The sequence below is a fragment of the uncultured Maricaulis sp. genome, assembly GCF_905480005.1.
Lineage (GTDB): Bacteria > Pseudomonadota > Alphaproteobacteria > Caulobacterales > Maricaulaceae > Maricaulis.
The window spans coordinates 1-25,596 of sequence record NZ_CAJQOO010000049.1; the positions used below are offsets into that span (position 1 = coordinate 1).

Consider the following 25,596-nt stretch of genomic DNA (forward strand, 5'->3'; position numbering starts at 1 on the left):
CGGTCCTGATTCTGACCGCGCGCGATTGCTGGTCGGAAAAGGTTGCTGGCTTTGATGCCGGCGCCGACGACTATCTCACCAAGCCTTTCCATACCGAGGAATTGCTGGCCCGCATGCGCGCCCTGACGCGTCGCGCGGCCGGGCACACGACCTCGACGATCGAGTGCGGTGGCTTGTCCATCGATACACGCGGCGCCCGCGTCTTCATCGACGGCGCGCCCGTGAAAGTGACCTCGCACGAATTCCGCATGCTGTCCTACCTCGCCCACCATCAGGACCGGGTGATCTCGCGGACCGAGCTGGTCGAGCACATTTACGATCAGGATTTCGACCGCGACAGCAATACGATCGAGGTCTTTGTCGGGCGCTTGCGCAAGAAGATCGGCACGGACCGGATCGAGACCGTGCGCGGTCTGGGCTACCGCCTGGTTGCTCCGGTGGCGCGCCCGGTTTCGTGAAGCGCCGCGCCTCCCTGGCTTTCAGACTGTTTGCCGGCGCCGCTGCCTGGGCGCTGGCCCTTCTGCTGCTGGGCGCGGTCGCGCTGACAACCCTCTATCAACGCTCCGTCCTGCGGACGATGGATGACCGCCTGTCGAGTGTGGTCGACTCCCTGGTCGCGGCAGCGGAAACCGATCCGGGCGGCGGCATTGTGCTGGCCCGGCGTCCGTCGGACCCGGCCTTTGACCGTGTATTTTCCGGTCGCTACTGGCAGATCGCCGACGCCCCGGAGATGGAGGGCGGCGGTCATGAGGCCCTGGTTGTTTCCCGGTCGCTCTGGGACGAAGTCCTCGCCCCGCCCGATGCCTTGCTGGCATCGCTGCTGGCCGCGCCCGGTCAGCTCATGTCCTTTGACACCAAGGGGCCGAGCGGGGAGGGGTTGCGGCTGACCGCCCAGGCCGTGCAATTGCCGGCCCGGCCGGACATGGTGATCATGATGGCGGCCGAGGATCGCGCTGCCGCTGATCGCGATGTGCGCAATTTCGCCATCACCTCCGCCATCATGTTTCTCGGCTTCGCCACCGCGATCGCTGCCGGTGTCTTCTTCCAGGTTCGCATCGGCCTGGCGCCGGTCCTGCGCATGCGGACCAGCGTCGCGGAAGTCCGTGAGGGCAATCAGGACCGGGTGGATGGCGAGTTTCCGGTCGAGCTTCAGCCCCTGGCAGACGAGCTCAATGCCATGCTCGATCATTCGCGCGAACTGGTTGAGCGCTCGCGCACCCATGTCGGCAATCTGGCCCACGCGCTGAAAACACCCATTGCGGTGCTGACCAATGAGGCGCGCACTTCCGACGGGCCGCTGGCCGACATGGTCGAGCGCCAGACCAGTGTCATGACGGATCAGGTGGAACACCATTTGCGCCGGGCCCGCGCTGCCGCTCACGCAAAGGCCGTTGGCGCACGCACCGAGCTTGGCCCGACCCTGGGCGATCTGGCCCGCACGCTGGAGAAGATCAACAAGGCGCGCGGTATCCGCATCACCACCGAGATCGAGGGCGGTCTCAACTTCAAGGGTGAACGTCAGGATCTCGAGGAAATGGTCGGCAATCTGATGGATAATGCCTGCAAGTGGTCGGGCGGGCTGGTTCATGTCCATGCCGAACGAACTGCACCGCGCGAGCTTGCCGTGATCATCGAGGATGACGGCCCCGGTCTGAGCCCGGATGAGTGCGAAGCAGCGCTGCAACGCGGTGTGCGACTGGACGAGCAAGCACCGGGTTCCGGCCTGGGTCTGGCGATCGTTTCGGACCTGGCCAAGGCCTATGGTGGAGAACTCAGCCTGTCGAGATCAGAACTCGGCGGTCTCGCTGCGCGCCTTGGTCTTCCCGCTACTGGACGCTAAACGCTCATTAACCAAAGTCGTTGAAGACTAGGATCAGCAAAAGACTGTGTGTCCTAGGTTATGGCAAATTTATCGCCTTCCCAGAGAGCGAAGCTTGAAGCGCTATGGCGCAGCATGCCGGAAAGCATGCGCGCCAACCTGCAGGCGACCACCAAGGCGGCGGCCGCGAATGACCCGGCCTCGGCCATGCTCAATGGCATTTTTGCTGACCTTGAACTTGCCATGCGCAAGCCTGCCGGTGACCTGGCCAAGGCGTATATCCTGTCACCGCTGCGCCCGATGGTCGGCGACAGCGATCTCGTCCCGCCCTCGCGATACCGGTTCTCGACCGAGGACCTGTCCAAGATCTGGGGCTGGATGGGCCGGCAAATCGCCAAGGAAATGGTCGAGACGGCCAAGAAGTGCAAACAGCCCGAGAGCGATCCGATCTGGCTCGATTTCCGCCGCAAGGCCGGCGATGCGCTGGCGGATGCGGTGCACAAGGCGGACCGGGTTCCCAAGGACATGGCAGCGCTGCTCAAGCGGTTCGGCCCCGATGGTCGCGCCATGCTGGCTGACGCCACCGTCCTGCTCCAGAATTGCGAGGCCATTGGCACGGCGATGGCGGAGTTGCCCGAGGAGATCGAGGATTTCGATGATGATCTCTCGCTTCGGGTCATGCAGCTCCATGAGGAAATGGTCGACAGCAATTCCGAGGCCGCACTCTGGGTCCTGCTCCTGACCATGGGGCGGCTGGTACATCCCTGGCAGATTTTCCGTGTGGTCAAGCGTATCGGCCGTCAGGACGATGATCTCATGGTCCAGAAGACCGAGCTCGCCGCGATCGGCGATTCGGTGCTCGGCGATACCGGCTTCTTCGCCGCGCGGCTCAAGCAGCCGCCGCAAACCCTGGAAGAGGCCAAGGCGAGCTATCTGGTCTTCGACCGTTTTGTGGCTTTCTCCATGGGCATGACCCAGGAGTTCGGCATTCGCAAGGATGGTCGCTGGGGGCGGTCGCTGTTCGGACTTCGCGCGGAAGCCTCGACCAATGTCGAGAAGATCCTTGCCAAGGTGCCGCTGGCCCTCGATGCCGGCCTGCCGGAACCGCGGCGCGGTCGAAGCGGCCGGGTCATCCCGGCCCAGATCCCGCAGGAGGCCGCGATCGACAAGGCCGAAGGGCTTTTATACTTTCTTGGTCGCTGTCGGCAGCATGCCACAGCGGCGGCGATCGCCTCGACCCAGAAACGGTATGCGGACATCGCCGAGAAACGCATGCAGGAGGCTGGCGAAATGCTGGTCGATCTGGTCGCTTCGAGTGAAGGCCAGAACCGCACCACGGCCCAGGACGGGCTGGAGATCACCGCCCGTCTCATGGAGGCCGCTGGGCTGCGCGAACCGGCCAGCCTGCTGCGTCGACGCGGTGTCGCGGCTGCAGACGCGGCATAGCGTCCCAAACACTGTGTCACGACTTGCACTGTTCCGCCGACCGGCCTAACTCGACCCTATGAGCAAGACACCCGACACACCTGTCGCGATGGAAGACCGCAAGGTCGAAGACGGTCGACTGTATTCGCCCAGCGCCGCGCGTAATCGCGCCGCGATCGCCGAAGTGTTTGGCCGTGTTCTGCCAGCGCGCGCCCGGGTGTTGGAGATCGGGTCCGGGACAGGCGAGCACGCTGTCGCAGTCTGTCAGGCCCGTCCGGACATCCGGTGGCAGCCGTCAGATCCGGATCCGGTTTCACGCGCCAGCCAGGCCGGCTGGGCCCGCGAGTCCGGTGCGGCCATCTCGGCCCCGCTGGCACTGGACCTTCTGACCGGTGAGGCCGTTTCGGACCTGGCGCCGTTTGATGTGCTTGTCTGCATGAATGTGATCCATATTGCCCCCTGGGCGGTGGCGGAAAACCTGGCCCGGCTCGCGGCGGAGCGCCTGCAGCCTGGTGGCCGGGTCGTGCTGTACGGCCCGTACAAGGAGGGCGATGCGACCGCGCCGTCCAATCTGGATTTCGACGCCTCGCTCAAATCGCGCAATCCGGCCTGGGGCGTGCGCGATCTGGACAGCGTCATCACGCTCTTCGCCGAGGCAGGGTTTGCGCTGGCGGAACGGGTCGACATGCCGGCCAATAATCTTCTTCTCGTCCTTTCATCGCCGGAGACGCGCTGATGCGCCATCGCAATCGCCGCCTCGCTACCATTGCCGCTTCGGCCACCGTCCTGGTTGCCGCCGTATCGCTGGGCCTGATGGCCCTGCGCAGTGCCGTGGTCTTCTTCTATTCGCCCAGCGAAGTCGCGGCCGAGCATCCGGGCACGGAAAACCGCATTCGCGTCGGTGGCCTGGTTCTGGAAGAGTCCGTCGGCGAGACCGAGAGCGGGGCCACCCGCTTCGTCATCACGGATCGGGTCGAGACGGTGGATGTCGTTTTTGCCGGCCTGTTGCCGGACCTTTTCCGGGAAGGCCAGGGCGTTGTCGTTGAGGGCCGGTTCGGCGTCGACGGTGTGCTTGAGGCGAGCAATGTCCTGGCCAAGCATGACGAGACCTATATGCCACCGGAGGTCGCTGAAGCCCTGCGCGAGGCTGGCGTCTGGCAGGGCGAGGGTGAAGAGTCGGCGCCGGAAGGCGGGCCCGGGAGCCGCTGACGATCACGTCATCGCCATCTGCCTTGCCCGTGCCTGCCGAACACCCCAAGTGTGGCGCAGCAAGGGAGACAGACCATGGCCCGATCCACACGCGTTGAATTTACCGGCGCCCTCGGCGAAACACTCGCGGCGCGGCTGGAATTGCCCAATGGGCGCCCGCGGGCTCATGCCCTGTTCGCGCACTGCTTTTCCTGTTCCAAGGATATTCTCGCCGCCAGCCGCATCGCCCGACGCCTGACCGATGCAGGCATCGCGGTCCTGCGTTTCGACTTCACCGGGCTGGGTCAGTCCGGCGGCGATTTCGCCAACACGAATTTCTCTTCCAATATCCAGGACCTGCTGGCAGCGGCCGCATTCATGGCCGAGACGCATTGCGCGCCGGACCTGCTGATTGGTCACTCGCTCGGCGGTGCCGCCGTCATCGCCGCCGCCGGCCAGCTCGACAGTGTCCGGGCCGTCGCCACGATCGGTGCCCCGGCCGATGCCGACCATGTGGTCCATCAATTTGCCGACAAGGTGGATGAGATCACGCGCGAAGGCCGGGCCGAAGTGGACCTGTCCGGCCGCCCCTTCACCATCAAGAAGCAATTCCTCGATGATATTGCCGGACGCGCACTCGAGGACGCGGTGGAGGCGCTGCGCCGGCCCCTCCTCATCCTGCATTCCCCGACCGACCAGATTGTCGGCGTCGAGAATGCCTCCCGTCTCTTCCGCGCGGCGAAACACCCCAAGAGCTTTGTCAGCCTGGATGATGCCGATCACTTGCTGCGCGCGGAAAGCGACGCCCTTTACGCGGCCGATGTGATCGCCAGCTGGGCCGCGCGCTATGCCCTGGGGCCGGCGCCGCAAGCGCCACGGGCGGACGCCGCCGGTGCGGTCGTCGTGCGCGAGACCGGGCGCGGCCGCTACGAAAACCACGTGGTCGACGGTGATCATGTGATGCTGGCCGATGAGCCGGCCTCGGTGGGCGGCGGCGATGCCGGCCCGTCGCCCTATGGCTATCTCAATGCCGCTCTGGGTGCCTGTACCGCGATGACCCTGCGCATGTATGCCGACCGCAAGGACTTGCCGCTTGACCGGGTCACGGTGAGTACGGGGCATAAAAAGGGCCATGCCGATGATTGCGCCGACTGTGTCGACGGGCAGGAACGGCATGTCGATATCTTCGAGCGCAGCATCACGCTGGAAGGCGATCTCGATGCCGATCAGCGCAAGCGTCTGATGGAGATTGCGGACAAGTGTCCCGTGCATCGCACGCTGCACAGTCCGGTCGTGGTGCGAACGCGACTGGAAGATGACGGGTAAATTACCGTTTGTAATGTTATTGTAATCTTTGAGACACGCAGCGTTTAGTCCCGCGGCGTGATGTTGAGCCCCTAATCGCAATGGAAAGGTCGTCGATACTCATGATTTCGGTTGATCGCATACGTCGTCTTGGCGGTGTTTCGCTCCTGGTGCTTTCCGCGCTGGCCGCAGGAAGTCTTCTGGATAGCCCAATGGGCGAGGCCCACGCATTCCAGTCGTCCGAGGAGCCCCGGTTTGCAGGGGCTGTCCCGGCTGGCGCACCGATGTCCTTTGCTGACCTCATCGAGAGTGTCAGCCCGTCTGTTGTCACTGTGCAGGTCAGCGGTGCGCCGCAGGAATTGAGCCTGGGTGGCCCGGGTGGACCGGACATGGAAAACCTGCCGCCGCAAATGCGCGAATGGCTGGAGCGCCAGTTTGGCGGCGAACGCCCGGCGCCGCAGCCGCGCCAGTCGCTCGGCTCGGGATTCTTCATCTCGGCGGAAGGCTATATCGTCACCAATAATCACGTCGTCGCCGACGCCGAGGAAATCACCATTGGTACATCCGATGGCGAGGAGTATTCGGCCCGCGTCATCGGCACTGACCCGCAGACCGACCTGGCCCTGATCAAGGTCGATGCGGACGTCGAATTCCCCTTCGTCACCTTCGAGGAAGATCCGCAATACCGGGTCGGCGACTGGGTCGTGGCCGTGGGCAATCCGTTTGGTCTGGGCGGGACGGCAACGGCCGGTATCATTTCCGCCATCGGCCGCCCGATCGGCAATTCGACCTATAATGACTTCATCCAGGTCGATGCGCCCATCAATCGCGGCAATTCCGGTGGCCCGACCTTTGATCTCAACGGCAATGTGATCGGCGTGAACTCGCAGATCTTCTCACCCACTGGCGGCAATGTCGGCATCGGGTTTGCCATCCCGTCAGACGTCGCCGCGCGCATCGTTGATGATCTGCTCGATGATGGCCGTGTCGCCCGTGGCTGGCTCGGTGTCTCGATCCAGAACGTCACCGACGACATCGCCGGGGCCCTCGGCCTGGACGACACCACCGGCGCCATTGTCAGCTCCATTGTCGAGGGTGGCCCGGCCGCCCGCGGCGGTTTCGAGCGCGAGGATGTGGTGCTGGAAATCAATGGCGAGGCCGTCGACGGGTCACGCGATCTGACGCGCCGCGTCGGCAATATCGCGGTTGGTGACGAGGTTCGCTTCCTCATCCTGCGCGATGGTCGCGAGCGCACGATCCGCGTCACCCTGGGCGATCGCCCGGGTGAGCAGGAATTGGCCATCATGAGCAATGCCGAACAGGTTGCGCCGCGGGCCGCCGTCTTCGGCATGTCCATGGCGCCGCTCAGTGAGGAAGACCGCGACGTGCGCGGAATTGCCCCCAATGTTGACGGTGTTGTGGTCGACGAGGTCGAGTCCGGCAGTGAAGCCGCCCGCAAGGGCATCCTCACCGGAGACATCATCCTGGAGGCCGGCGGCAATCCGGTCGCCGATGCGGACACGCTCAGCGCCATCGCGGACGAAGCCCGCGAAGACGGTCGCAGCGCCATCCTGCTGCTGGTCGAGGGGCGTGGCGGTCAACGCTATGTCGCTCTGCAACTCGGCGAAGCCGACTAGAGAAAAAAGGAGATCGGGGTGCGCATTCTGATCGTTGAAGACGACCGCGAAGCGGCCAGCTATATCCGCAAGGGCCTGCGTGAAAGCGGCCATGTGGCAGACCATGCCGGTGACGGCGAAGAAGGTCTGGAAATGGCTCGCGCCGCGGAATACGACGTGCTTGTCGTCGACCGGATGATGCCGCGCATGGACGGCCTGTCCATGGTCGAGGCCCTCCGGGCCGATGATGATCGGACCCCGGTCCTCATTCTCTCGGCCCTCGGCGAGGTCGATGACCGCGTCGAAGGTCTCAAGGCTGGCGGCGATGACTATCTGGTCAAGCCCTATGCCTTTGCCGAACTCCTGGCCCGCGTCGAGGCGCTGGCCCGCCGGCGCGATCCGGACACGGTTCGTACCAAGCTGGTGGTCGGCGATCTGGAAATGGACCTTCTGGCCCGCACCGTGGTGCGCGAGGGCGAGGAAATCCTGCTCCAGCCACGCGAATTCCGTCTGCTGGAATTCCTCATGAAGCATTCCGGCCAGGTGGTCACCCGCACCATGCTGCTCGAAAAGGTCTGGGACTATCATTTCGACCCTCAGACCAATGTCATTGATGTGCACATCTCGCGTCTGCGCTCGAAGATCGACAAACCCTTCCCGCGTTCGCTCCTGCACACTGTGCGCGGGGCCGGCTACCGCCTGCAGGCCTGATCCGGCATGCAGGCGCGCGGGGCCGCCTTTCTTCGAACAACGGCCTTCCGGCAGACCCTTCTGTCGGCGGCCCTGTTCGCCCTGGCGAGTTTTGTCACGCTGGGCTTCGTCTATGCGGCCTCGGCCGGCATGGTGTTGCGGCGTGCCGACTCGGCCATCAATGAGGAAGTCGCGGAGCTCGATGCCAGCTTCCAGGCGGGCGGTATCCGGACCGTCAACCGCTACATCCTCGAACGCACGGTCGGTGGCGGGGCGGACTATCTCTACTTGCTGGTTCACCCCTCCGGACGCAGCCTGTCAGGCAATCTGACCTATCTGCCGGACGTTCAGCCCGATGATGAGGGGCGCGTCCAGTTCACCTATCGCCGGCCGGCTGCCGGCGATAGCGGCGACGAGGTGGATGACGGCAAGGATGATCGGACCGCGCGCGGTCGCATCATCGATCTGCCATCCGGCTACCGGCTCTATGTCGGTCTGGATGTCGATGAAGAGACGCGACTGGTCTCGCGCATGCTCAACACCATCCTGGCCGCCTCGGCGCTGGCGCTGGCGCTTGGCGTGGCTGCGGGGATCTTCGTCAGTCGGCGTTTCGTACGCCGTCTTGACCGCATCAATACCGTGGCGCGGCGGGTGAAGGCGGGCGATCTCCAGCCGCGGGCCCCGCGCAATTTCACCGGCGATGAACTCGACGAGTTGTCCGAGAATTTCAACTCCATGCTCGACCGCGTCGAAGCGCTCATGCACCGCATGCGCCATACCGGCGACAGTATTGCCCATGACCTGCGCACTCCGCTGACCCGGATGCGCAACCGGCTTGATGAAGCCCTGCGCGAGGAGGGGGATCGCGCCTCCCGCGAGCAGGCGCTTGAGCGCGCCGTCGCGGATACCGATGAATTGCTCGGCATCTTCAATGCCATCCTCTCGCTGTCGCGTCTTGAAGCCGGTGAAAGCCGGGCCTCGATCCAGCGCCTCGATCCGGCTGATACCGCAGCGGATCTGGCCGAACTCTATGAGCCGGTCTGCGAGGATGACGGCCTGTCCTTTAACAGCGAAATCCAGTCCGGCATGACCATGCTGGGCGATCGCGGCCTGCTCTCGCAGGCGCTCGCCAACATTCTCGACAATGCGGTGAAATACACGCCCTCGGGCGGTGCGGTGACCTTGCGCCTGCGCCAGACCGGCGATGGCATGATCGAGTTCTCGGTCACCGATACCGGCCCGGGCATTCCCGACACCGACCGCGCCCGCGTCACCCAGCGTTTCGTCCGGCTCGACAATTCGAGGACCAAGCCGGGCTCCGGGCTTGGCCTGTCGCTCGTGCAGGCGATTGTCGATGTCCATAATGGCCGGTTTGAACTGGGTGAAGGCCCCGGCGTGGTTGCGGACGGCCATGGCGCCGGCCTGCGCGCCGCGCTCTGCTTCCCGACGGCACCGGCCGAAGACTAGGCGCCCGCCGCGTTTTTTTGCGGTGCAGCGTCTTCACCTGTGGCCCGGATCGCGCCACCTTGTCGGCCATGACGCACACGGCTTTCGATCCGGTTCCGACCCTGCCAGCTGGCCTGGCCCCGCTGCCCGGCCGTGCGCCCGGCAAGGCGGGTCATGTACTGGCAGCCCTGCCGGACACCGTGCAGGCGGTGATCGCGCCCGTGGCCGGCTTTCTCGACACGGTATTCGCGGCCGCGCCCTATCTCGCCCGGCTGGCCCAGCGGCGACCGGATACGCTCATGGCCTGTGCCAGCGAGACGCCGGACCGGCTGATGACCATGGCCATCGACAATCTGCGCATTGCCGGGGCCGGGGCACCGGACATTGCCGCGCTCGATGCCGCCCTGCGCCAGGCCAAGTCCGACGCCCATCTCGTCACCGCCCTGGCGGACCTGGCCGGGGTCTGGGATGTCCGCGCCGTCACCCGGGCCATGACCGAGCTGGCGGATGCGGCGCTGCAGGCCGCGCTGCACGCCCATGTCCGTTTCCTCGCCGAACAGGGGCGGGCGCATCCGGTCAGTGATCCGGCCAATCCCTTGCCCGGCGTACTTATTCTCGCCCTCGGCAAGATGGGAACGGGCGACCTCAATTATTCCTCCGATATTGATCTGGTTGCCGTCTATGACGCGGAGAAGCTAGCACTTCCCGAGAGCGAGGGGCCGCGCAGACGCCTGCCGCGCCTGATCCAGTCCGTGGTGAAATCACTGCAGGACGTTACCGCGGACGGCTATGTCTTCCGGGTCGATCTGCGCCTGCGCCCGGACCCCGGCGCAACGCCGGTCATCATCTCGACCGATGCGGCGCTGCATTATTATGAGAGTCTCGGTCAGACCTGGGAGCGGGCCGCCTGGATCAAGGCCCGCGCCAGTGCCGGCGATCACGCCGCGGCAAGGGACTTCCTGGGCCATATGCAGCCCTTCATCTGGCGGCGCTCTCTGGACTATGCGGCGATTGACGACATTCGCGGGCTGGCCCGGCAGATCCAGACTGTGGGCCGGCGCGCCGAGATCCGGCCCGCCGGACATGATCTCAAACTGGGCCGTGGCGGAATCCGCGAGATCGAGTTCTGCGCCCAGATCCCGCAACTCGTTTTCGGCGGGCGTGACCTGCGTGTGCGAACCCCGGCCACGCTGGCCGCACTGGATGCCCTCGATGAGGTCGGCGCGATCGAGCCTGATGCTGCCGAGGCCCTGAAGCGCGATTACCGGGCCCTGCGCAGCTGGGAGCATCGCGTGCAGATGCGCCAGGACGAACCGAGTCAGACCGTGCCGGTCGATCCGCAGGCCCGGGCCGATCTCGCCGCGCTGGCCGGTTTCGCGGATTGCGCGGAATTCGAGGCCGAGGTCGAGGCCTGCCTGCAGCGCGTACATGGGCATTTCTCCGACCAGTTCGAACATGATGAAGCCCTGGCGTCGGAAGCCGGTTCGCTCATCCTGACCGGGGTCGAGCCGACCCCCGATACAATCAGGACGCTGGAAAAACTGGGCTTCTCCAATCCGGCCTCGGTTTGGGCGACGCTCAATGGCTGGGCCGCCGGTCGCGTGCGGGCCGTGCGCTCGACACGGGCCCGCACCCTGTTTGCGCGCATTGCGCCGCAACTGGTTGATCGCATGGCGGCGACCGGCGAGCCGGACGCGGCGATGACCCGCTTTGCCGCTTTTTTCGAGAATCTGCCCATGGGCGTGCAGCCGCTCTCGCTCCTGTCCAATGAGCCGGGCCTGGCCTCCGACCTGATCGGCATTCTCACGCTGGCTCCGCGCCTGGCGGCGGATCTCGCCCGCCGGCCGGCCCTGCTGGACGCGATGCTGGATGATCGTTTCTCGGTGCCGCTCGAGCAGGACGCGCCCGGCAGTTTCCAGGCCATGCTGGGCGAGGCCCTGGCGCGCGCGGGTGATTACGAGACCGAGCTCAATACAGCGCGCCGCCGGGTGCGGGAGGAACGCTTCCGTATCGGGACGCAAATCCTCAAGGGCACGGCCTCGGCGCAAACCGCGGGGGCCGCGTTCTCGGCCATGGCGGATGCCAGCCTGGCGGCGATGGCCCGATCCGCCCAGGACGAGACCGAGCGGCGCTATGGTGCCATGCCCGGTGAAGGCGTCATTCTCGGCATGGGCAAGCTGGGTGGCCGCGAATTGGCGGCGGACAGCGATCTCGACATCATGATCATCTATGAGGGTGACGAGACCGCCTCATCCTGGTTCGGCCGTTTCGCCACGCGCCTGATCAGTGCCGTCTCGGCGCCGACCGAGGAGGGCGAGCTTTATACGGTCGACATGCAGTTGCGCCCCTCCGGCAAGGCCGGTCCCGTGGCCGTCTCGCGGTCGCGTTTTGACAGCTATTACCCGCATGAAGCCTGGACCTGGGAGATGATGGCGCTGACCCGGGCGCGGATCATTGCCGGGGACGGTCCGCTGGCACGTGCCGTTGAGGCGTCATTCGACCGCGCCCTCAAGCGACCGCGCGATGCCCGCGGCGTGAAGGCTGATGCGCTCGCCATGCGGCGCAAGCTGGCCGAGGCCAAGCCACCGAAATCGGCCTGGGACCTGAAGGCCCGGCCCGGCGGTCTGCAGGACATTGAATTCATAGCCCAGACCCTGCAGCTCATTCATGCCGACAAACAGGACGTCCTGCGAGCCTCGACCCGCGACGCGCTCGCGGCGCTGGGCGAGGCGGGCCTCTTGCCGGCGGGCGAGGTCAAGCTGCTCACCGAGACGCTTCAGCTCGAGCTCGGGGTCCTGCAGATGATCCGCTGTGCGCACGGGTCGGGATTCGATCCGGCCCAGGCCAGCAGCGGCTTTGCTGCGCGGCTGGCCGAGTTGGGGGGCTGTCGGAAGATCGAGGCGCTGGAAGCGGCGCTCGACACGCGCATGGCGGAAGTCCGCAAGGTTTTCGAGCGTCGTATCGGAAAAATGTGAGCCTGCCGCGACGGAATGGCGCGGCCCGGTCGTTCTACTCCCAGCGAGGCTATGAACGACAAGGACGATGTCATGAAAACTTCCCGATTGATTGTACTGATGGGCTCAACCTGTTTGCTGCTGGCCGGAGCCGCAGCGCAGGCCCAGGGTCCGGGCGGCCGCCATCATGGTGGTGATCGTGCCGGTGGTCCCGGCGGCGGTGCCGGCGGTGGGGCCCATCGCGCCATGATGATGCTGCGGGCGGCGGACGCCAATGGCGACAACTCCATCACCGAGGCTGAAGTGGCGGCTCTCCAGGCCGAAATGTTCACCTGGATGGACCGCAATGCGGACGGTTATCTCGACGCGGCCGACCAGTCTCCGGTTCGTCAGCGCATGCGCGTGATCCATGAAGCCGAAATGGCGGAAGGCGGCGAGCGCGAAGGCCGGCGCGGTCGCCGGGGCGGTCCGCGTGGCCGTGGCCCGGGCGAAGGCGGTGACGGTGAAGGCCCCGGTCGCCATTTTGATGCGGACGAAGATGGCCGCATTTCGCGCGCTGAATTCCTGGGTGGCGAGAACCGGTTGTTTGCCGCGCTCGATGCCAATGAGGATGGCGTGATCGAACCGGGCGAGCTGGACGAGGCTGCGGAACGGCGACAGGATCGTCGTCTCTGGTGGCGCGACTAGCGCTTTCGCCCATGTATGACGGACACGGCATGACGACAGACGAACCGGCGGATGCCGGCCCCATGTCCGGCCGTGTCCGTGAGCGGCCGCCCCGTGTGACATCGGCTTCGGTCGATGTGCGGGCGGCGGAAGACCGGTTGATGGCGCGCATTGGCGTCGGAGACCGGGATGCGGCCCGCGAACTCATGGCCACCAATCTGTCGCGTATCATCGGCCTCGCCCGACGCACTCTGGGTGATGCGGTCGAGGCCGAAGATATTGCGCAGGAGACCTTTTTGCGGGTCTGGAAGGCTGCGGGGCGCTGGAAATCCGGTCAGGCCCGGGTGTCCAGCTGGGTTTGCCGGATCGCGCTCAACCTCTGCTATGACCGCTTGCGCAAGCGCCGCGAGGTTCTGACTGACGCCATCCCCGAGCAAGCCGATGCGAGTCTCGGCCAGGACCGGCGCATGGAACAGGCGGAGAGCGGCCATCGCGTCGCCGAGGCCGTTGCCCGGCTCCCGGACCGTCAGCGCCAGGCGCTGGAGCTGGTCCATTTCCAGGAGCTGAGCAATATCGAGGCGGCCGAGATCATGTCGGTCAGTGTCGATGCGCTTGAATCCCTGCTGGCGCGCGGTCGGCGCAAGCTCAAGGCCTTGCTTCTGGGCGATGCGCCCGATCTGATAGCCAGCTATGCTGAGGGCGGTGATGCCCGTTACGGTGATGAATGATGACTGAGGACCGTTTTTACCAAATTCTTGAGGCTTACGGCGCCGACCCGGCCCGTTGGCCGGCCGATGAGCGCGCGGATGCCGAGGCCTTTACCCGGGCCCATCCCGATCAGGCCGGATCGGTCATTGCTGCGGAAAACGCACTGGATGAGCTGCTCGGTGACATCGCCCAGCCGGTCCAGGTCAGCGCGCTTCTGGAGCGGCGTCTGATCGCCCGCTTGCCGGTACCGTCCGCTTCGCGCTGGATGGCGCCCACCGCGGTGGCTGCAGCGCTTCTTGTCGGGGTCTGTCTCGGCTTTGCCAGTGGTGCGCTTACCGGCGGTTACAACGCCGATGACACGCTCTATGCCGATGCTTTCACCGGCTATGAGGATGATTGGGTGGACTGGCTGGGAGAAGACGCATGAGGCCAAGCTTGCCCTGGATCACCGCCCTGATTGGCTCCGTGCTGATCAATGGCGCGCTGGTCGGCTATCTCGTCCATCACACGACGGACGGTCCGGACTGGCAGATGCGTGTGCCGGCGCCGGACAGTGGTCCCGGTCGCGGCGGTGCGCCGGGCCGGGGAGGCTTTGATCTGCGTGGATTCGTGGAAGCCCTGCCGGAGGCAAGTCGACAGGAAGCCCGCGTCCGTCTGCGCGCCAGCTTTGCCGATATGGGCGACCTTGCCCGGGACGGGCGGTTGGCTCGCCGGCAGCTGGACACGCTTCTGGTGGCGGACGAGTTTGATACCGAGGCCGTTGCCCAGGCCATGGCGGAGTTGCGCCAGATCCAGCGCGAAGTCGAGGCGCGGATTGAAGCGGTTGTGCTGGATGTCGTGTCGGAGCTTGATGCCGAGACCCGGGCCGCCGCCCTGCAAGCAGGCCGTGATCGGATGGGAAGACGGGGGCCGCCACCCGGCGGGCATCGTCGTCATGGCCCCCGGGACGGCCAGCGGGATGGGCAGCGGGATGGCCCCCGGGATGGGCCGCCACCGACGCGCGACTAGACTTGTCTATTCGCCTGCCGCCAGGCGCGACGGGCTGTTGCCATCAATGAATTCATCATCGACGTCAAAACCGTCATCGGTCTGCAGCCCGGCTGACAGGCCGAGCGGGGCGTGTGCGTCGAAAGGCGCATCGTCCGCTTCCGGCGCAAGGGCATTGTCGACCGCGCCATCGCGGGTCACGGCATCGATCGCATCGCGCGGGATCGGCTGGTCCTGGCTGATTGGCAGGACGATGGAGACCGTCGTGCCTTCGCCCAGTGTCGAGTCGATCGACAATGTGCCGCCATGCAGCTCGATCAGGGATTTGGACAGGGCAAGGCCAAGCCCGGACCCCTGGAAGCTCTTGGAGTGCTGGCTTTCGATCTGCTCGAAGGGGCGGCCCAGGCGGGGCAGGTCATCCTTCGCGATACCGATGCCGGTGTCGGAAACCTGGAAAGCAATGCCGAGGCCGGACAGGAAGCCCCGCACGGTGACCCGGCCACCTTCCGGCGTGAATTTCACCGCATTCGAGACCAGGTTGATCATGATCTGCTTGAAGGCGCGCGGATCGACCTCGATTTCCGGCAGGCCCGAGACATCGGCGCGCAGCTTGAGACGTTTCTCTTCGGCGCGACCGCGGACGATGCGAATGCTCTGTTCGACCAGCTCGCTGGCGTCGGTGGGCTCGGGCTGAAGCTGCATCTTGCCGGCTTCGATCTTGGACATGTCGAGGATGTCGTTGATCAGTTCCAGCAGATGTTTGCCCGAGGACAGGATGTCCTTCATGTAGCCGACATAGCGATCATCGCCGAGCGGCCCGAACATTTCCTGCATCATGATTTCGGAGAAGCCGTTGATGGCATTGAGCGGCGTGCGCAGCTCATGGCTCATATTGGCGAGGAATTCGGACTTGGAGCGGTTGGCTTCCTCGGCCCGGATCTTCTCTTCTTCATATTTGCGGGCCAGGTCGGCGATCCGCGCCTGGGAGCGTTTGACGTCGTCGACCGTCTTGCGGAGCTGGCTCTCATTCTCGGTGAGGGCGGCCTCGTGATGCTTGAGATCGGTGATATCAGCGCCGACCGAGACCAGGCCGCCATCGGCGGTCGGGCGGTCGGAATAGTGCAGCCAGCGACCATTGGAGAGCTCGATCTCGTAGGCGACCTTGCTGTCCGTTCCGCCATGCACGGTCTTGATGGCCCGTGCAGCCGCCTGCTCGACCGCTTCATAGCTCATGCCCGGTTTCAGCATGCCTTCGGTAAAGTCGAACAAGTCCCGGAATTTGCGGTTCCACAGGATGAGGCGCTGGCGGCTGTCCCAGAGCACGAAGCTCTCGGACATCGATTCCAGGGCGGCACGCAGCCGGCTCTCGGCTGCCGCGACGCGGGCCTGGGCGCCCTTGCGTTCGGTGACATCGATGGCGACGCCGACAATGCGGGTATGGCCGACTTCTCCGCCGGGCAGGATGCGGCCCCGCATCTGCAGCCACACCGGCGCCCGCGCGGCGAGGACTTCATGATCGACCTCGGCACCGGCCGGGGCTCCGCGCATGGCCGCGCGCAGGCGCTCGCGGTCCGGCTTGGAGAAGAGCTGGAGGAATTGCTGGCCGGAACACTCGGTCGCGGCGTCGAGCCCGAGAATGCGGGCAAGGGAGTCGGTGACGAAGACGGTGTCGGCTTCCGGATTCCAGTCCCAGACACCGCAGCGCGCGCCCTCGATGGCGACGCGGAAGCGCTGCTCATTGTCTTCCAGCATCTGCCGGGTCGAGCGCAGGCGGCCCATCTGCATGAAGACCAGTGCGCACAGGCCCAAAGCCACGAATATCGGCGCGATGAACATCAGGCCGTAGAAGGAAATCGTCCGGTACCAGGCGCTCTGATTGATGCGCATGGCGCCCAGCGCATAGACGCGCAGCTCGGTGCCGGAAATCGGGGCAACCGCGAAGGTGACCCGTTCCTCGCCAAAGCGCGCATCCGACGTGGCGCCACCGCCGCCGGCCGCCAGCCTGTCGATAAAGCCGGGTTCCAGACCGAAGCGTTCTGCCAGCTGGGTGCCGGCGCGAGCACTGGGCATGCGCGGCCGGATTGCCAGCATGCCGCCGTCGGCATCGGCGAGGGCGACAACGCGATCATCGCCCCAGTCCGGCAGGGCGGTCTCGGTGCTCAGCCGGGCCACGAAAGCGCCCACCGTGCCATCGCTCAACGGGGTCGGGACGGCGAGAACCAGAAAAGCCTGATTGCCGGTGACCTGAGCGGTGAGGCCGGATGGTGCATCGAGCGCAGCACCGGCGAAATCCCGGAGATTCTCGACCGGCTCGCCATCGGCGATGACCTGCCCGCCGGGCAGGAGGAGGGCAATGTCGGCCACAAGCTCGGATTCGGCGATCGCGGAGAGACGCGCATTGGCCAGGCTTTCGACCTCGCCGGCCGGTGCGTCACGCAGATCCGCGGCTGCAAAGGCCAGCGCATAACGGGCTTCGGCGATGCGGGCCGTGACGCGCTCGGCAAGATAGCCGGCGGCATTGGCCTGGGACCGCTCCGCCTCGGTGATCAGGATTTCGCGCTCCTGCTGGATCTTGACCAGCAGGATGCCGCCATAGGCGAGGGTAAAGAGCACCACCGCCAGGATGATCCACATCGCGCCGCTGCTGCGGGATGTCTTGCGGGGCGCTTCGTCCGGATCGCGGGCGTGACGATGCTGTCCCCGAGACGGGGAGTTCGACGCCCTGTCCCGGCCCTTGGCGGACGGCGACGGGCGGTGATCGAACCGCATCTGATTCATGGTCTCAAACTAAGGTGCGTTCGCGGTCTGTGTCGACCGGACAACGCGGGTTTTCAATTGTCTTGCGGCTCAGGCTTCGTCGACCTGGACCTCCTCGTCAGACGCTTTGCTTTCGGCGCCGACTTTCTGGCGCGCCTGGCGTCGTTCGGGGCCCTTGTACGTGCCGCTGTCCGGATTGGCGCGACGCCGGTCCGGACCGAAATAATTCTTGTTGCGGATAAAGGGACGAGGCTCATTGATCACCGAGGCGATCTTGGAGAACATTTCCTTGGCCGTGACAGGCTTGCAGCAGAATTCCGTGACCCCGGCATCGCGGGCCAGCATCACCTTGGATTTCTCCGAATAGGCGCTCAGCATGATGATCGGCACGAGCGGATTCGGGCTGTCATCGGCTGTGCGGACCAGGCGCACGAAGTCGAGACCGTCCAGAATTTCCATCTGATAGTCGGTGATGATGATGTCAACGGAGTCCGACCGCACCAGATCGAACGCATCGGCCGGGTCTTTGGACTCGAAAATCTGCTTGATTCCAAACCCGTGCAGAATGGTGCGCAGGATGGTCAGCATATAGCCGTTATCGTCGACGATCAGTACTCGCACGCGGCTGAAATCTGCGGCCATGGCTGCCTACCTCAACGCCTCACGCGGCGCGCGAGGCCTTCTTCTTCATATCCTTGAGCGAGCTTAGCGGCACAGGCTTACCGAAATAGTAACCCTGACCGTAAGTCGCACCAAAAGTTTTCAATGCCTTTGCCTGGGCCTCGGTCTCGATCATTTCGGCGACCGTGGCGGCACCCACACTGCGGCAGATATTGATCATGCCTTTCAACAGTGTCGCATCCCGTTTCGACTGCTCGAAGCGTTTGATGTAGGAGCCATCGATCTTGACCACATCGGCCGGGAAGTCGCGCAGATAGTGGAAACCTGCAGCGCCGGCGCCGAAATCGTCCAGGCAGACGTCGTGGCCGCGTTCGCGGATTTTCTGGATGATCGCATTGGCGGCCTTGATATTGGTGACCGTCGCGGTCTCGGTCAGCTCGAAGCTGAGCCGTTTGCGGTCAATTTTCAGATCGGCCAGCTGGGCGAGGAAGCGTTTGCCCCAGGCCATGTTTGTCAGCGACTTGCCCGAGAGATTCACCGCGAGGGATGGCCGATCATAATCATCGCGCAGGAAGGTGGCGGCAATATCGACCATGGCGGTGTCGATCTCGTAGATCAGCCCGGTACTCTCCGCGAAGCCAACACTGTCCTGGACAGGAGCGCCGCCCGGCAGGCGCAGCAAAAGCTCGTAATGATGGATTTCGCCGGTCGCCAGATCGACGACAGGCTGGGCGTGCGGCTCGATGACCCGCCCGGCGATCGTGGTCCGCAATTCAGCCATGCGGCGCTCATTCTCGCGCATCATGACTTCGGCGGTTTCCTGAAGGCTGACTATGTCCAGAACCCGGTCACACTGGGCCGCTTCATTGACGGCGTAGAGGAAGGCCTGAACCGCAATGCCCGGTTCGGTATTCGGGGCGTCGCAAACCGAATCGATCTGGACGGTAGCCGTCCCCAGACCGGCATCGGCGAGGGTGGCTTCAATCTCTGTCTTGAGCAGGTCAAGTTCGGTCGAGCGGGCATGAATGAGCGCCGTGCGCTCCGCATCGACCTGGCGGGCAACGCCGTCATCGCCGACAGCGAGGGCGCAGGATGCGGCGATGGATTGCTGAACAGCCGCCGCCCGGGCCGGGCCGATCAGACGTTCCAGCGAATCCTCGGTGACCACGCGCAGGACCGACATGGCCATGTCGACCCCGGCAGACCGGGACTTCTCGATGGCCTGTTCGGCGGCACGTTCAAAGGCTTCCGGCTCGAGCTCGGCCGGGGCGTGAATGGCTTCGTAGGACAGGCTCCAGCGAATGCGTTCATCATCGCCCAGCATCCATCCGGACAGGCGGCATTCGCGACCGGCGACGGAAATCCGGACCGGGCCGAGGCGTCGACCGGGCTTGAGCCGGTGCATGATGGCCTGAAAGACGGGGCGCGAGGTGCGGTCGAAGCGCTGGGCGAGATCTTCGCCGCTTCCGGCCAGAGTCGGCTCGCCCAGTGCCGCAACGGCGCCAGCGGCATAGGTGACGCAGCCCGCAGGGTCAGTCTCGACGAGGATGTCCGCCGAGGCAAAGGCGAAGGAGAGAAAGCGGTTGCGTTGTTCGACCAGCGACATCGGAAGTCCAATCGTTTGCACAGACCCCAAGTCTTGCCCGGCAATCGTTAGAACGCCCTTAAAATTCTAGGGAATTCAGGCAGCCCGCGACTCGGCGCGGCCATCGCGCTTGGCAGGCTTGGTGTTGATGTCCTTCAACACACTCTCGGCCCGATGCGAAAGCTCGGCCAGGGCGGGCGGCAATTCGCCATCTTCGCCGGCCAGGGCGGCGAGCTGCTCGGCAATCTCAAGCAGGCGCGGACTGTTGGCCAGGAGGCGGGCCTGGGCTTCGATACGGTGCGGGTCGCGGTCATATTCCGCTGCCGGTACCCGCCAGCCGCCCCAGTCCATCGCCTCGGTGACAACGACGGGGAAGGTGCCGGGGAGGGGATGCCCGGCACACTCCTCGACGCTCTGCCACTTGTTCCTGGCGCGCAGAACGCGCCAATGGCCGGCCTCGACATGGTCGGCCTGTTCCGCGGAGAGTTCTTCAGCGATGAAGTCGCGTCCGAGCCCGCAATCATAGGCGACGCGGATCGGCTCCTCGACATCCTTCACCCAGTGCGGCTTGACCTGCTCGACCAGCGCCCAGGTGCCGACCGGTCCGACGAAGACCCGCTGATGCTTGTGAAAGACTGCCTTGGCCATGTGTACTTCTCCCTCGCCGCCCTTACACAAGCATGGCGGCGTTTAAACCGCGTGAACGGAACAGGTTGGATTTGAGCGATCGACTGTCCGGGCGCGCGTGCTGCGTTGCGGCAGACGCCCTCACACGCTATGTCGCCCGTCATGAATGCGATCATGCCTTTCTCCCGCCGCCTCTCCGTGGCGCCGATGATGGACTGGACCGACCGGCATTGCCGGGCTTTCCACCGGGTCCTGTCGCGCAAGGCGCTGCTCTATACAGAGATGGCGGTCGACAAGGCGATCATCCATGGCGACACCGAGCGCCTGATCGGTTTCAGCGCGCGCGAACATCCGGTCGCGATACAGCTGGGCGGGTCCGAGCCGGCCGATCTTGCTGCCGCTGCCAGGACTGCCGAAGCCTTCGGTTATTGTGAGATCAACCTCAATGTTGGCTGCCCGTCCGACCGGGTCCAGTCCGGCCGCTTCGGGGCCTGTCTGATGCGTGAGCCGGACCTGGTCGCCGAGTGCGTCGCGGCGATGCGGGAGGCGGTCACCATCCCGGTCACCGTGAAATGCCGGATCGGCGTTGACGACCAGGAGCCGGAAGAGGCGCTTTTTACCCTGGTCGACACAGTCGCGGCGCGCGGCGTGACGAGCTTTGCTGTGCACGCCCGCAAGGCCTGGCTGAAAGGCCTGAGCCCGAAGGAAAACCGCTCCGTGCCGCCGCTCGACTATGATCTGGTGCGCCGACTCAAGGCCGAGCGCCCGGAGCTGGAAATCATCCTCAATGGCGGTTTGGCTGATCTTGATCGCGCCCAGGCAGAAACCGGCGCGCTGGATGGCGCCATGATCGGCCGCGCCGCCTACCACACGCCCTGGATCCTGGCCCGCGTCGACTCACAGATTTTCGGCGAGACCGATCCGGTGGCCACCCGGTCGCAGGCGCTGGCAGCCTTCCGACCTTATATCGCCGCGCATCTGGAAGCCGGCGGACGCCTGCAGGACATCACCCGGCACATGCTCGGTCTCTATGCCGGCGAACCGGGCGCGCGCCAATGGCGACGTATCCTGTCGGAGAAGGCGCCGCGCAGCGGTGCGGATCTCGACGTGCTCGATGAAGCCCAGGCGGCCGTTTCGCCGCGAGACGAGGCCGCCTGAATGACCGATATCTGGATTCTGGTTCTGGCGATGGCGGCCACGGGCGCCTTTGCCGGATTGATCGCCGGCCTGTTCGGCATTGGCGGCGGCATCGTCATGGTCCCGGCCATGTTCTACGCCTTTCAATTCCTCGGCTATGACGACCCGCGCATCATGCAGGTCGCGGTCGGAACATCTCTGGCCGTGATCATCGCCACCTCGCTGCGCTCGGTCTCGGCGCACGCCAAGCGCGGCGCCGTTGATTTCGTCGTGCTCAAGACCTGGGCGCCCTGGATCGTGATCGGCACGCTGGTCGGGGCGGTGATTGCCCATCTCCTGCCGGGCAATTTCCTGACCGGCCTGTTCGGCGCCATGGCCATCCTGTTGTCGGCGCAATTCTTCTTCGGCCGTCCGGACTGGCGCCTCGCTGACGAGATGCCCGGCGGACCGCTTCGTTGGGGCCTGGGCGGCGGAATCGGCATCCTGTCGGCCCTGATGGGCATCGGCGGGGGAGTTCTGGGCGTTACCCTGATGACGCTGTGCGGCAAGTCGATCCATCGGGCTGTGGCGACCGCGGCCGGCTTCGGTGTCGCAATCGGCCTGCCGGGCGCGATCGGTTTTGTGGTCACGGGCTGGGGCCAGGACGCGGTTCCGTGGTCGCTGGGATATGTGAACTTGCCCGGCTTTGCCCTGCTGGCCGGCTCGGCCTTCTTCGTCGCCCCGCTCGGCGCAAAACTGGCCCATGCCCTGCCGGAGCGGACGCTCAAGCGCTGCTTTGCGGTCGGACTCGTCGTGGTCGGTGTCATGCTGGTCCGCGAAGCCTGGCTGGCCAGCGCGGCCAGCTGATCTAGGGTCGCAGGATCAATTGATCGCGGCGCATCTCCACCGCGTCAAACTCACCCAGAACCGTCATGCCGAGCAGGGAACGCTCGCCGCCGCTCATCACCAGGGCCGGATGGTTCTGGAACGTGCGCCCGGGCAGGATCAGCGCCGGTATGGTGACCCGCGCGGCCATCGACGGTCCGGCGGCGGTCGAGGTGCGGATGTTGAAATCCAGCGTCTCGGTGCGGATGCCAATGCGTCGTGCATCATCCAGGGTCAGCGCGACACCGGTCGCGCCGGTGTCGATCAGGAAATGGACCGGCGCGCCATTGATGTCGCTATCGATATAGAAATGGCCGTCGAAATGCCGTTCCAGCACCAGCGACCCGTCCGCCAGTTGCACACCATTGCCACCCGCCAGCGGACGCGGATCGCCTTCCATCACGGCCACGCCCCAGACGCGCTGGTGTTCCAAGGCGGTGTAGTCGCGATCAAGAATGGCAACCCCGCCGGCGGCGACGCTGATGGAGAGCCAGGCCAGGAGATTGCGATGGCGGGCGCCGTCCGGCGCCACCGCTGATCCCAAAAGGGCCAGGGCGAGCAGGCCGAGCGGCACTGCGATATAGACGGTCCGCAACATCGGATCGACGTCGGACCAGAGCGGCCAGCTGATCAGGCGCAGCCCGATCAGGGCGATGCCCAGGGCCAGGGCAGGCAGGGCGATACGGATGATGATGGCGCGCATGGTCTCTATTCCTGCCGGACGGGCTTGGCCGCCTTGTACGCCGTTTCGCGCTCGGGCAGGGCGGTCATGATAGCCGCGCGTTCGTCATCCGTGTAGCGCGTCCAGCGCCCCAATTCTTCCATCGTGCGGAAGCAACCGACGCATAATTGCGCTTTCGGATCAACAAAACAGACCTGCACGCAAGGTGTCTTGATGGGCGGATTGATGGGCGTCGACGTCATGCGCTGCAGCATTTCGCGGGCGAGGCGTTGAGGCAAGTGCTTGCAGCGGCTGGGGTGGGCGGAATAAGGTCCCGCTTTCACCGGCGGGGACTTCCATGGACGATCTTTTGCTGCAGGGCCGCAGCTTTGCGGGCCTGTTCCTTCTCGCCGGCATCGCCTGGCTGCTTGGGCCGCGCAAACGCTTTCCGGTCATCCTGCTGGGCGGGGCGATTGGCTTGCAGCTGGTCATCGCCACATTGCTCTACACCGTCGCGCCGTTTCGCGCCTTCCTGCAATCGCTGACCGGTGTCGTCGCGGTGCTGCAGGAAGTGACCAATGAGGGCGCGCAATTCGTCTTCGGCTATCTCGCTGGCGGCGCCATGCCCTTCGAGATCGACCCTGACGCGGCGGGCGGGACCTTCCTGTTCGCCTTCCAGGCCCTGCCCATGGTCATCGTCCTTTCGGCCCTGTCGGCCCTGTTGTGGCGCTGGCGCATCCTTGAAGTCCTGGTGCGGGCCTTTGCCTTTGCCTTCCAGCGCCTGTTGAACCTGTCCGGTTCGGCCAGCCTGGGCGCTGCTGCCAATATCTTCCTGGGCATGACGGAAAGCCCGGTCCTGATTCGGCCGCGCCTGCCCGATATGAGCCGCTCCGACCTCTTCCTGATCATGACGGTGGGCTTTTCCACCGTCGCCGGCTCGGTGATGGCGCTCTATGTCTCCCAGCTCTCCGGCGTGATCGATGGCGCGGCGGGCCATATCTTCACCGCCTCGCTGATCTCCGTCCCCGCTGCCGTCCTGTTGTCCCGCCTGATGATGCCGGCCGAACCGGCAACGCCCGAGGCCGAGGCCAAGGAGAAGGTGCCGACCCAGATCTATCATTCCTCCATGGACGCGCTGACCACGGGCGTGTCGGACGGGATGCGGCTCTATTTCAACATCATCTTCATGCTGCTGGTCTTCACGGCGCTGGTCGCCCTGCTCAACGTCATGCTGGGGCTCTTCCCGGACGTGTTCGGTGCCAGCCTGTCGGTCGAGCGCATCCTCGGCTGGCTCTTCGCCCCCATCGTCTGGCTCGCCGGCATTCCCTGGTCGGAAGCGACCCAGGCCGGCTCCCTGATGGGCCTCAAGACCGCGCTGAACGAGGTCTATGCCTATGACCGCCTGTCCCAGATGGGCGAGGGCCTGACCCCGCGCACCAGCCTGATCATGACCTATGCCCTGTGCGGCTTCGCCAATTTCTCCAGCGTCGGCATCCTCACGGGCGGCCTGGTCGCCATCGCCCCGTCACGGCGCGAGGACATTCTCCAGCTGGCACCGAAAGCGCTGATCTCGGGCACGCTGGCGACGCTGATGACGGGGGCCGCGATTGGCGTGCTGCCGCAGGGCTTGTTCGGGTAGGGGCGCACGCGTACGGCGCGGACCGGTCCTTAGATTCCTTGTCAGCCAGTGCGCCGTATCCGGGTCTTGAGGTCAAGGGCGCGGAGCGCCGCTTCGCGGTTTCACCCTTGAGCTCAAGACCCGGATACGGCTTTGTCCCGGCAAGGGATGTATGGATGGGTTCGCGCTCGCGCGCGACACTCAATCGGGTTGGTGAAAGCACCAGCGCACAGTTTTTCCATCGCGCCGGTGAGCGTTGCATCCCTTTTTTGTGTGATCGTTCCGGAGGAATAAAGCCATGAAGCCGCCTTGGGAATTCTGCCCGGACTGTGATCCATTTGGCCCCAAAGACCCGTCAAATGTGACGGAGTGGGACCAGTATTGTATCGATTTCATGTTTTGGTACCGGGAAATGAAGACCGACCAGGCTGAAGCGTACCAAAGGGCTAATCCCGCGCCGTCAAATTGGGATTTCTTCTACGAAGCCATGGAATCGAGGAGAAGGCGGGTGACCCAGTAGCTCGATTGGTGATTGCCGGTGGCGTGGCTGCACAGCGCAATCCTCGCAGAACAAAGCGCATTTTCCCGGCCGCAGCCCCGGACAAGCGGGGCGGAGAGCCGGGACCGACCGGACCATCCGGCAAGCGATGAGTCTCTCGTTGGTCCCGGATGGCGCTGCGCGCCTCCGGGAAAAATGGGTTGCTTGGCTCAGTGAGAGCATCAATCCCCCCGCGCCGGCCACAGCCGGCTGCGCAGCCAGCCAATCGTTGAATTCCCGTCTAGCGACTGCCGGTAGGCGGTGTCCATGAAACGGTCGAGGCCTTCGACGTCGGCGAACAGGTCGGAGCGGGTTTTCATCGGGGCGTCGGGGTCGATGCGCTTGATGACACGTGCCGGATTGCCGGCGACGATGGTCCAGGGC

23 protein-coding genes and 1 pseudogene are annotated in these 25,596 nt (G+C 65.1%); 17 read left to right on the forward strand and 7 right to left on the reverse strand.

Translation table 11 applies throughout. From position 1 onward, the window contains the following. The 14 genes from QZ266_RS05870 to QZ266_RS05935 form a co-directional block, all read left to right on the forward strand. Nucleotides 1-458: response regulator transcription factor (locus QZ266_RS05870; protein WP_295692572.1), on the forward strand; the 458-nt coding region annotated here is incomplete at its 5' end. After that, the gene (locus tag QZ266_RS05875) at nt 455-1,840 is read left to right on the forward strand and encodes a sensor histidine kinase (RefSeq protein WP_295692575.1); all 1,386 of its coding nucleotides are present in this window, start codon (nt 455-457) and stop codon (nt 1,838-1,840) included. The genes QZ266_RS05870 and QZ266_RS05875, both read left to right, overlap by 4 nt. Before the next feature lie 126 nt (nt 1,841-1,966). Next, nucleotides 1,967-3,265, forward strand: coding sequence for a hypothetical protein (locus QZ266_RS05880; RefSeq protein WP_295692576.1), 1,299 nt, complete (start codon nt 1,967-1,969; stop codon nt 3,263-3,265). A gap of 58 nt (nt 3,266-3,323) precedes the next feature. Then, nucleotides 3,324-3,980 carry a DUF938 domain-containing protein gene (locus QZ266_RS05885; RefSeq protein ID WP_295692579.1) on the forward strand — a complete coding sequence of 219 codons (657 nt, stop codon included), beginning with the start codon at nt 3,324-3,326 and terminating at the stop codon, nt 3,978-3,980. Next, complete coding sequence (gene ccmE, locus QZ266_RS05890) at nt 3,977-4,453, forward strand: cytochrome c maturation protein CcmE (RefSeq protein WP_366523945.1); 477 nt, start codon at nt 3,977-3,979, stop codon at nt 4,451-4,453. The genes QZ266_RS05885 and ccmE overlap by 4 nt, the downstream gene beginning before the upstream one ends. A 75-nt stretch (nt 4,454-4,528) precedes the next feature. Continuing rightward, entirely contained in the window at nt 4,529-5,758 is a 1,230-nt protein-coding gene (locus QZ266_RS05895; RefSeq protein ID WP_295692584.1) for a bifunctional alpha/beta hydrolase/OsmC family protein, read from the forward strand. 191 nt (nt 5,759-5,949) lie between these two features. Next, nucleotides 5,950-7,374 (forward strand): Do family serine endopeptidase, encoded by a 1,425-nt coding sequence (locus QZ266_RS05900; protein WP_295692586.1) that lies wholly within the window; start codon nt 5,950-5,952, stop codon nt 7,372-7,374. Between the two features lie 18 nt (nt 7,375-7,392). Beyond that, entirely contained in the window at nt 7,393-8,064 is a 672-nt protein-coding gene (locus QZ266_RS05905; RefSeq protein WP_075191003.1) for a response regulator transcription factor, read from the forward strand. A 6-nt stretch (nt 8,065-8,070) separates the two neighbouring features. After that, on the forward strand, nt 8,071-9,510 hold the full coding sequence (locus QZ266_RS05910; RefSeq protein WP_295692593.1) for a HAMP domain-containing sensor histidine kinase: 1,440 nt from the start codon (nt 8,071-8,073) through the stop codon (nt 9,508-9,510). A 68-nt stretch (nt 9,511-9,578) separates the two neighbouring features. Further along, nucleotides 9,579-12,464, forward strand: a complete 2,886-nt coding sequence (locus tag QZ266_RS05915) for a bifunctional [glutamine synthetase] adenylyltransferase/[glutamine synthetase]-adenylyl-L-tyrosine phosphorylase (RefSeq protein ID WP_295692631.1) — start codon at nt 9,579-9,581, stop codon at nt 12,462-12,464. Nucleotides 12,465-12,536: 72 nt separating this feature from the next. Continuing rightward, nucleotides 12,537-13,130, forward strand: coding sequence for a hypothetical protein (locus tag QZ266_RS05920; RefSeq protein WP_295692594.1), 594 nt, complete (start codon nt 12,537-12,539; stop codon nt 13,128-13,130). Between the two features lie 29 nt (nt 13,131-13,159). Then, nucleotides 13,160-13,837 carry an RNA polymerase sigma factor gene (locus QZ266_RS05925; protein WP_295692598.1) on the forward strand — a complete coding sequence of 226 codons (678 nt, stop codon included), beginning with the start codon at nt 13,160-13,162 and terminating at the stop codon, nt 13,835-13,837. Continuing rightward, nucleotides 13,837-14,244, forward strand: coding sequence for a hypothetical protein (locus QZ266_RS05930; RefSeq protein WP_295692601.1), 408 nt, complete (start codon nt 13,837-13,839; stop codon nt 14,242-14,244). The genes QZ266_RS05925 and QZ266_RS05930 overlap by 1 nt, the downstream gene beginning before the upstream one ends. After that, nucleotides 14,241-14,825 carry a periplasmic heavy metal sensor gene (locus QZ266_RS05935; RefSeq protein WP_295692604.1) on the forward strand — a complete coding sequence of 195 codons (585 nt, stop codon included), beginning with the start codon at nt 14,241-14,243 and terminating at the stop codon, nt 14,823-14,825. The genes QZ266_RS05930 and QZ266_RS05935 overlap by 4 nt, the downstream gene beginning before the upstream one ends. 6 nt (nt 14,826-14,831) lie before the next feature. Here the strand turns inward: QZ266_RS05935 and QZ266_RS05940 are convergent, their stop codons facing one another. The 4 genes from QZ266_RS05940 to QZ266_RS05955 form a co-directional block, all read right to left on the reverse strand. Beyond that, nucleotides 14,832-17,582 (reverse strand): PAS domain-containing sensor histidine kinase, encoded by a 2,751-nt coding sequence (locus QZ266_RS05940; RefSeq protein ID WP_295692608.1) that lies wholly within the window; start codon nt 17,580-17,582, stop codon nt 14,832-14,834. A gap of 69 nt (nt 17,583-17,651) precedes the next feature. After that, on the reverse strand, nt 17,652-18,203 hold the full coding sequence (locus QZ266_RS05945; RefSeq protein WP_295692611.1) for a response regulator: 552 nt from the start codon (nt 18,201-18,203) through the stop codon (nt 17,652-17,654). 19 nt (nt 18,204-18,222) lie between these two features. Further along, the gene (locus QZ266_RS05950; RefSeq protein WP_295692614.1) at nt 18,223-19,788 is read right to left on the reverse strand and encodes an EAL domain-containing protein; all 1,566 of its coding nucleotides are present in this window, start codon (nt 19,786-19,788) and stop codon (nt 18,223-18,225) included. A 75-nt stretch (nt 19,789-19,863) separates the two neighbouring features. Then, entirely contained in the window at nt 19,864-20,415 is a 552-nt protein-coding gene (locus QZ266_RS05955) for a hypothetical protein (protein ID WP_295692617.1), read from the reverse strand. A gap of 153 nt (nt 20,416-20,568) precedes the next feature. Here QZ266_RS05955 and dusA point away from each other — a divergent pair, with 153 nt between their 5' ends. Both dusA and QZ266_RS05965 read left to right on the forward strand, forming a co-directional pair. Then, on the forward strand, nt 20,569-21,552 hold the full coding sequence (gene dusA / locus QZ266_RS05960; RefSeq protein WP_295692619.1) for a tRNA dihydrouridine(20/20a) synthase DusA: 984 nt from the start codon (nt 20,569-20,571) through the stop codon (nt 21,550-21,552). Further along, nucleotides 21,553-22,377: a sulfite exporter TauE/SafE family protein gene (locus QZ266_RS05965; RefSeq protein WP_295692622.1), complete on the forward strand. Its 825-nt coding sequence runs from the start codon at nt 21,553-21,555 to the stop codon at nt 22,375-22,377. It abuts the gene before it with no gap. A 1-nt stretch (nt 22,378) separates the two neighbouring features. On the opposite strand, the gene QZ266_RS05970 is transcribed toward QZ266_RS05965, so the two are convergent. Further along, nucleotides 22,379-23,098: a TIGR02281 family clan AA aspartic protease gene (locus QZ266_RS05970; protein WP_295692624.1), complete on the reverse strand. Its 720-nt coding sequence runs from the start codon at nt 23,096-23,098 to the stop codon at nt 22,379-22,381. Between the two features lie 5 nt (nt 23,099-23,103). Next, entirely contained in the window at nt 23,104-23,319 is a 216-nt protein-coding gene (locus tag QZ266_RS05975) for a DUF1289 domain-containing protein (protein WP_295692626.1), read from the reverse strand. Nucleotides 23,320-23,414: 95 nt separating this feature from the next. On the opposite strand from QZ266_RS05975, the gene QZ266_RS05980 reads away from it, so the two are divergent. Beyond that, complete coding sequence (locus QZ266_RS05980) at nt 23,415-24,695, forward strand: nucleoside transporter C-terminal domain-containing protein (RefSeq protein WP_295692629.1); 1,281 nt, start codon at nt 23,415-23,417, stop codon at nt 24,693-24,695. 699 nt (nt 24,696-25,394) lie between these two features. On the opposite strand, the pseudogene QZ266_RS05985 reads toward QZ266_RS05980, so the two are convergent. Further along, nucleotides 25,395-25,596: pseudogene (locus tag QZ266_RS05985) on the reverse strand (acyltransferase); the annotation flags it as partial.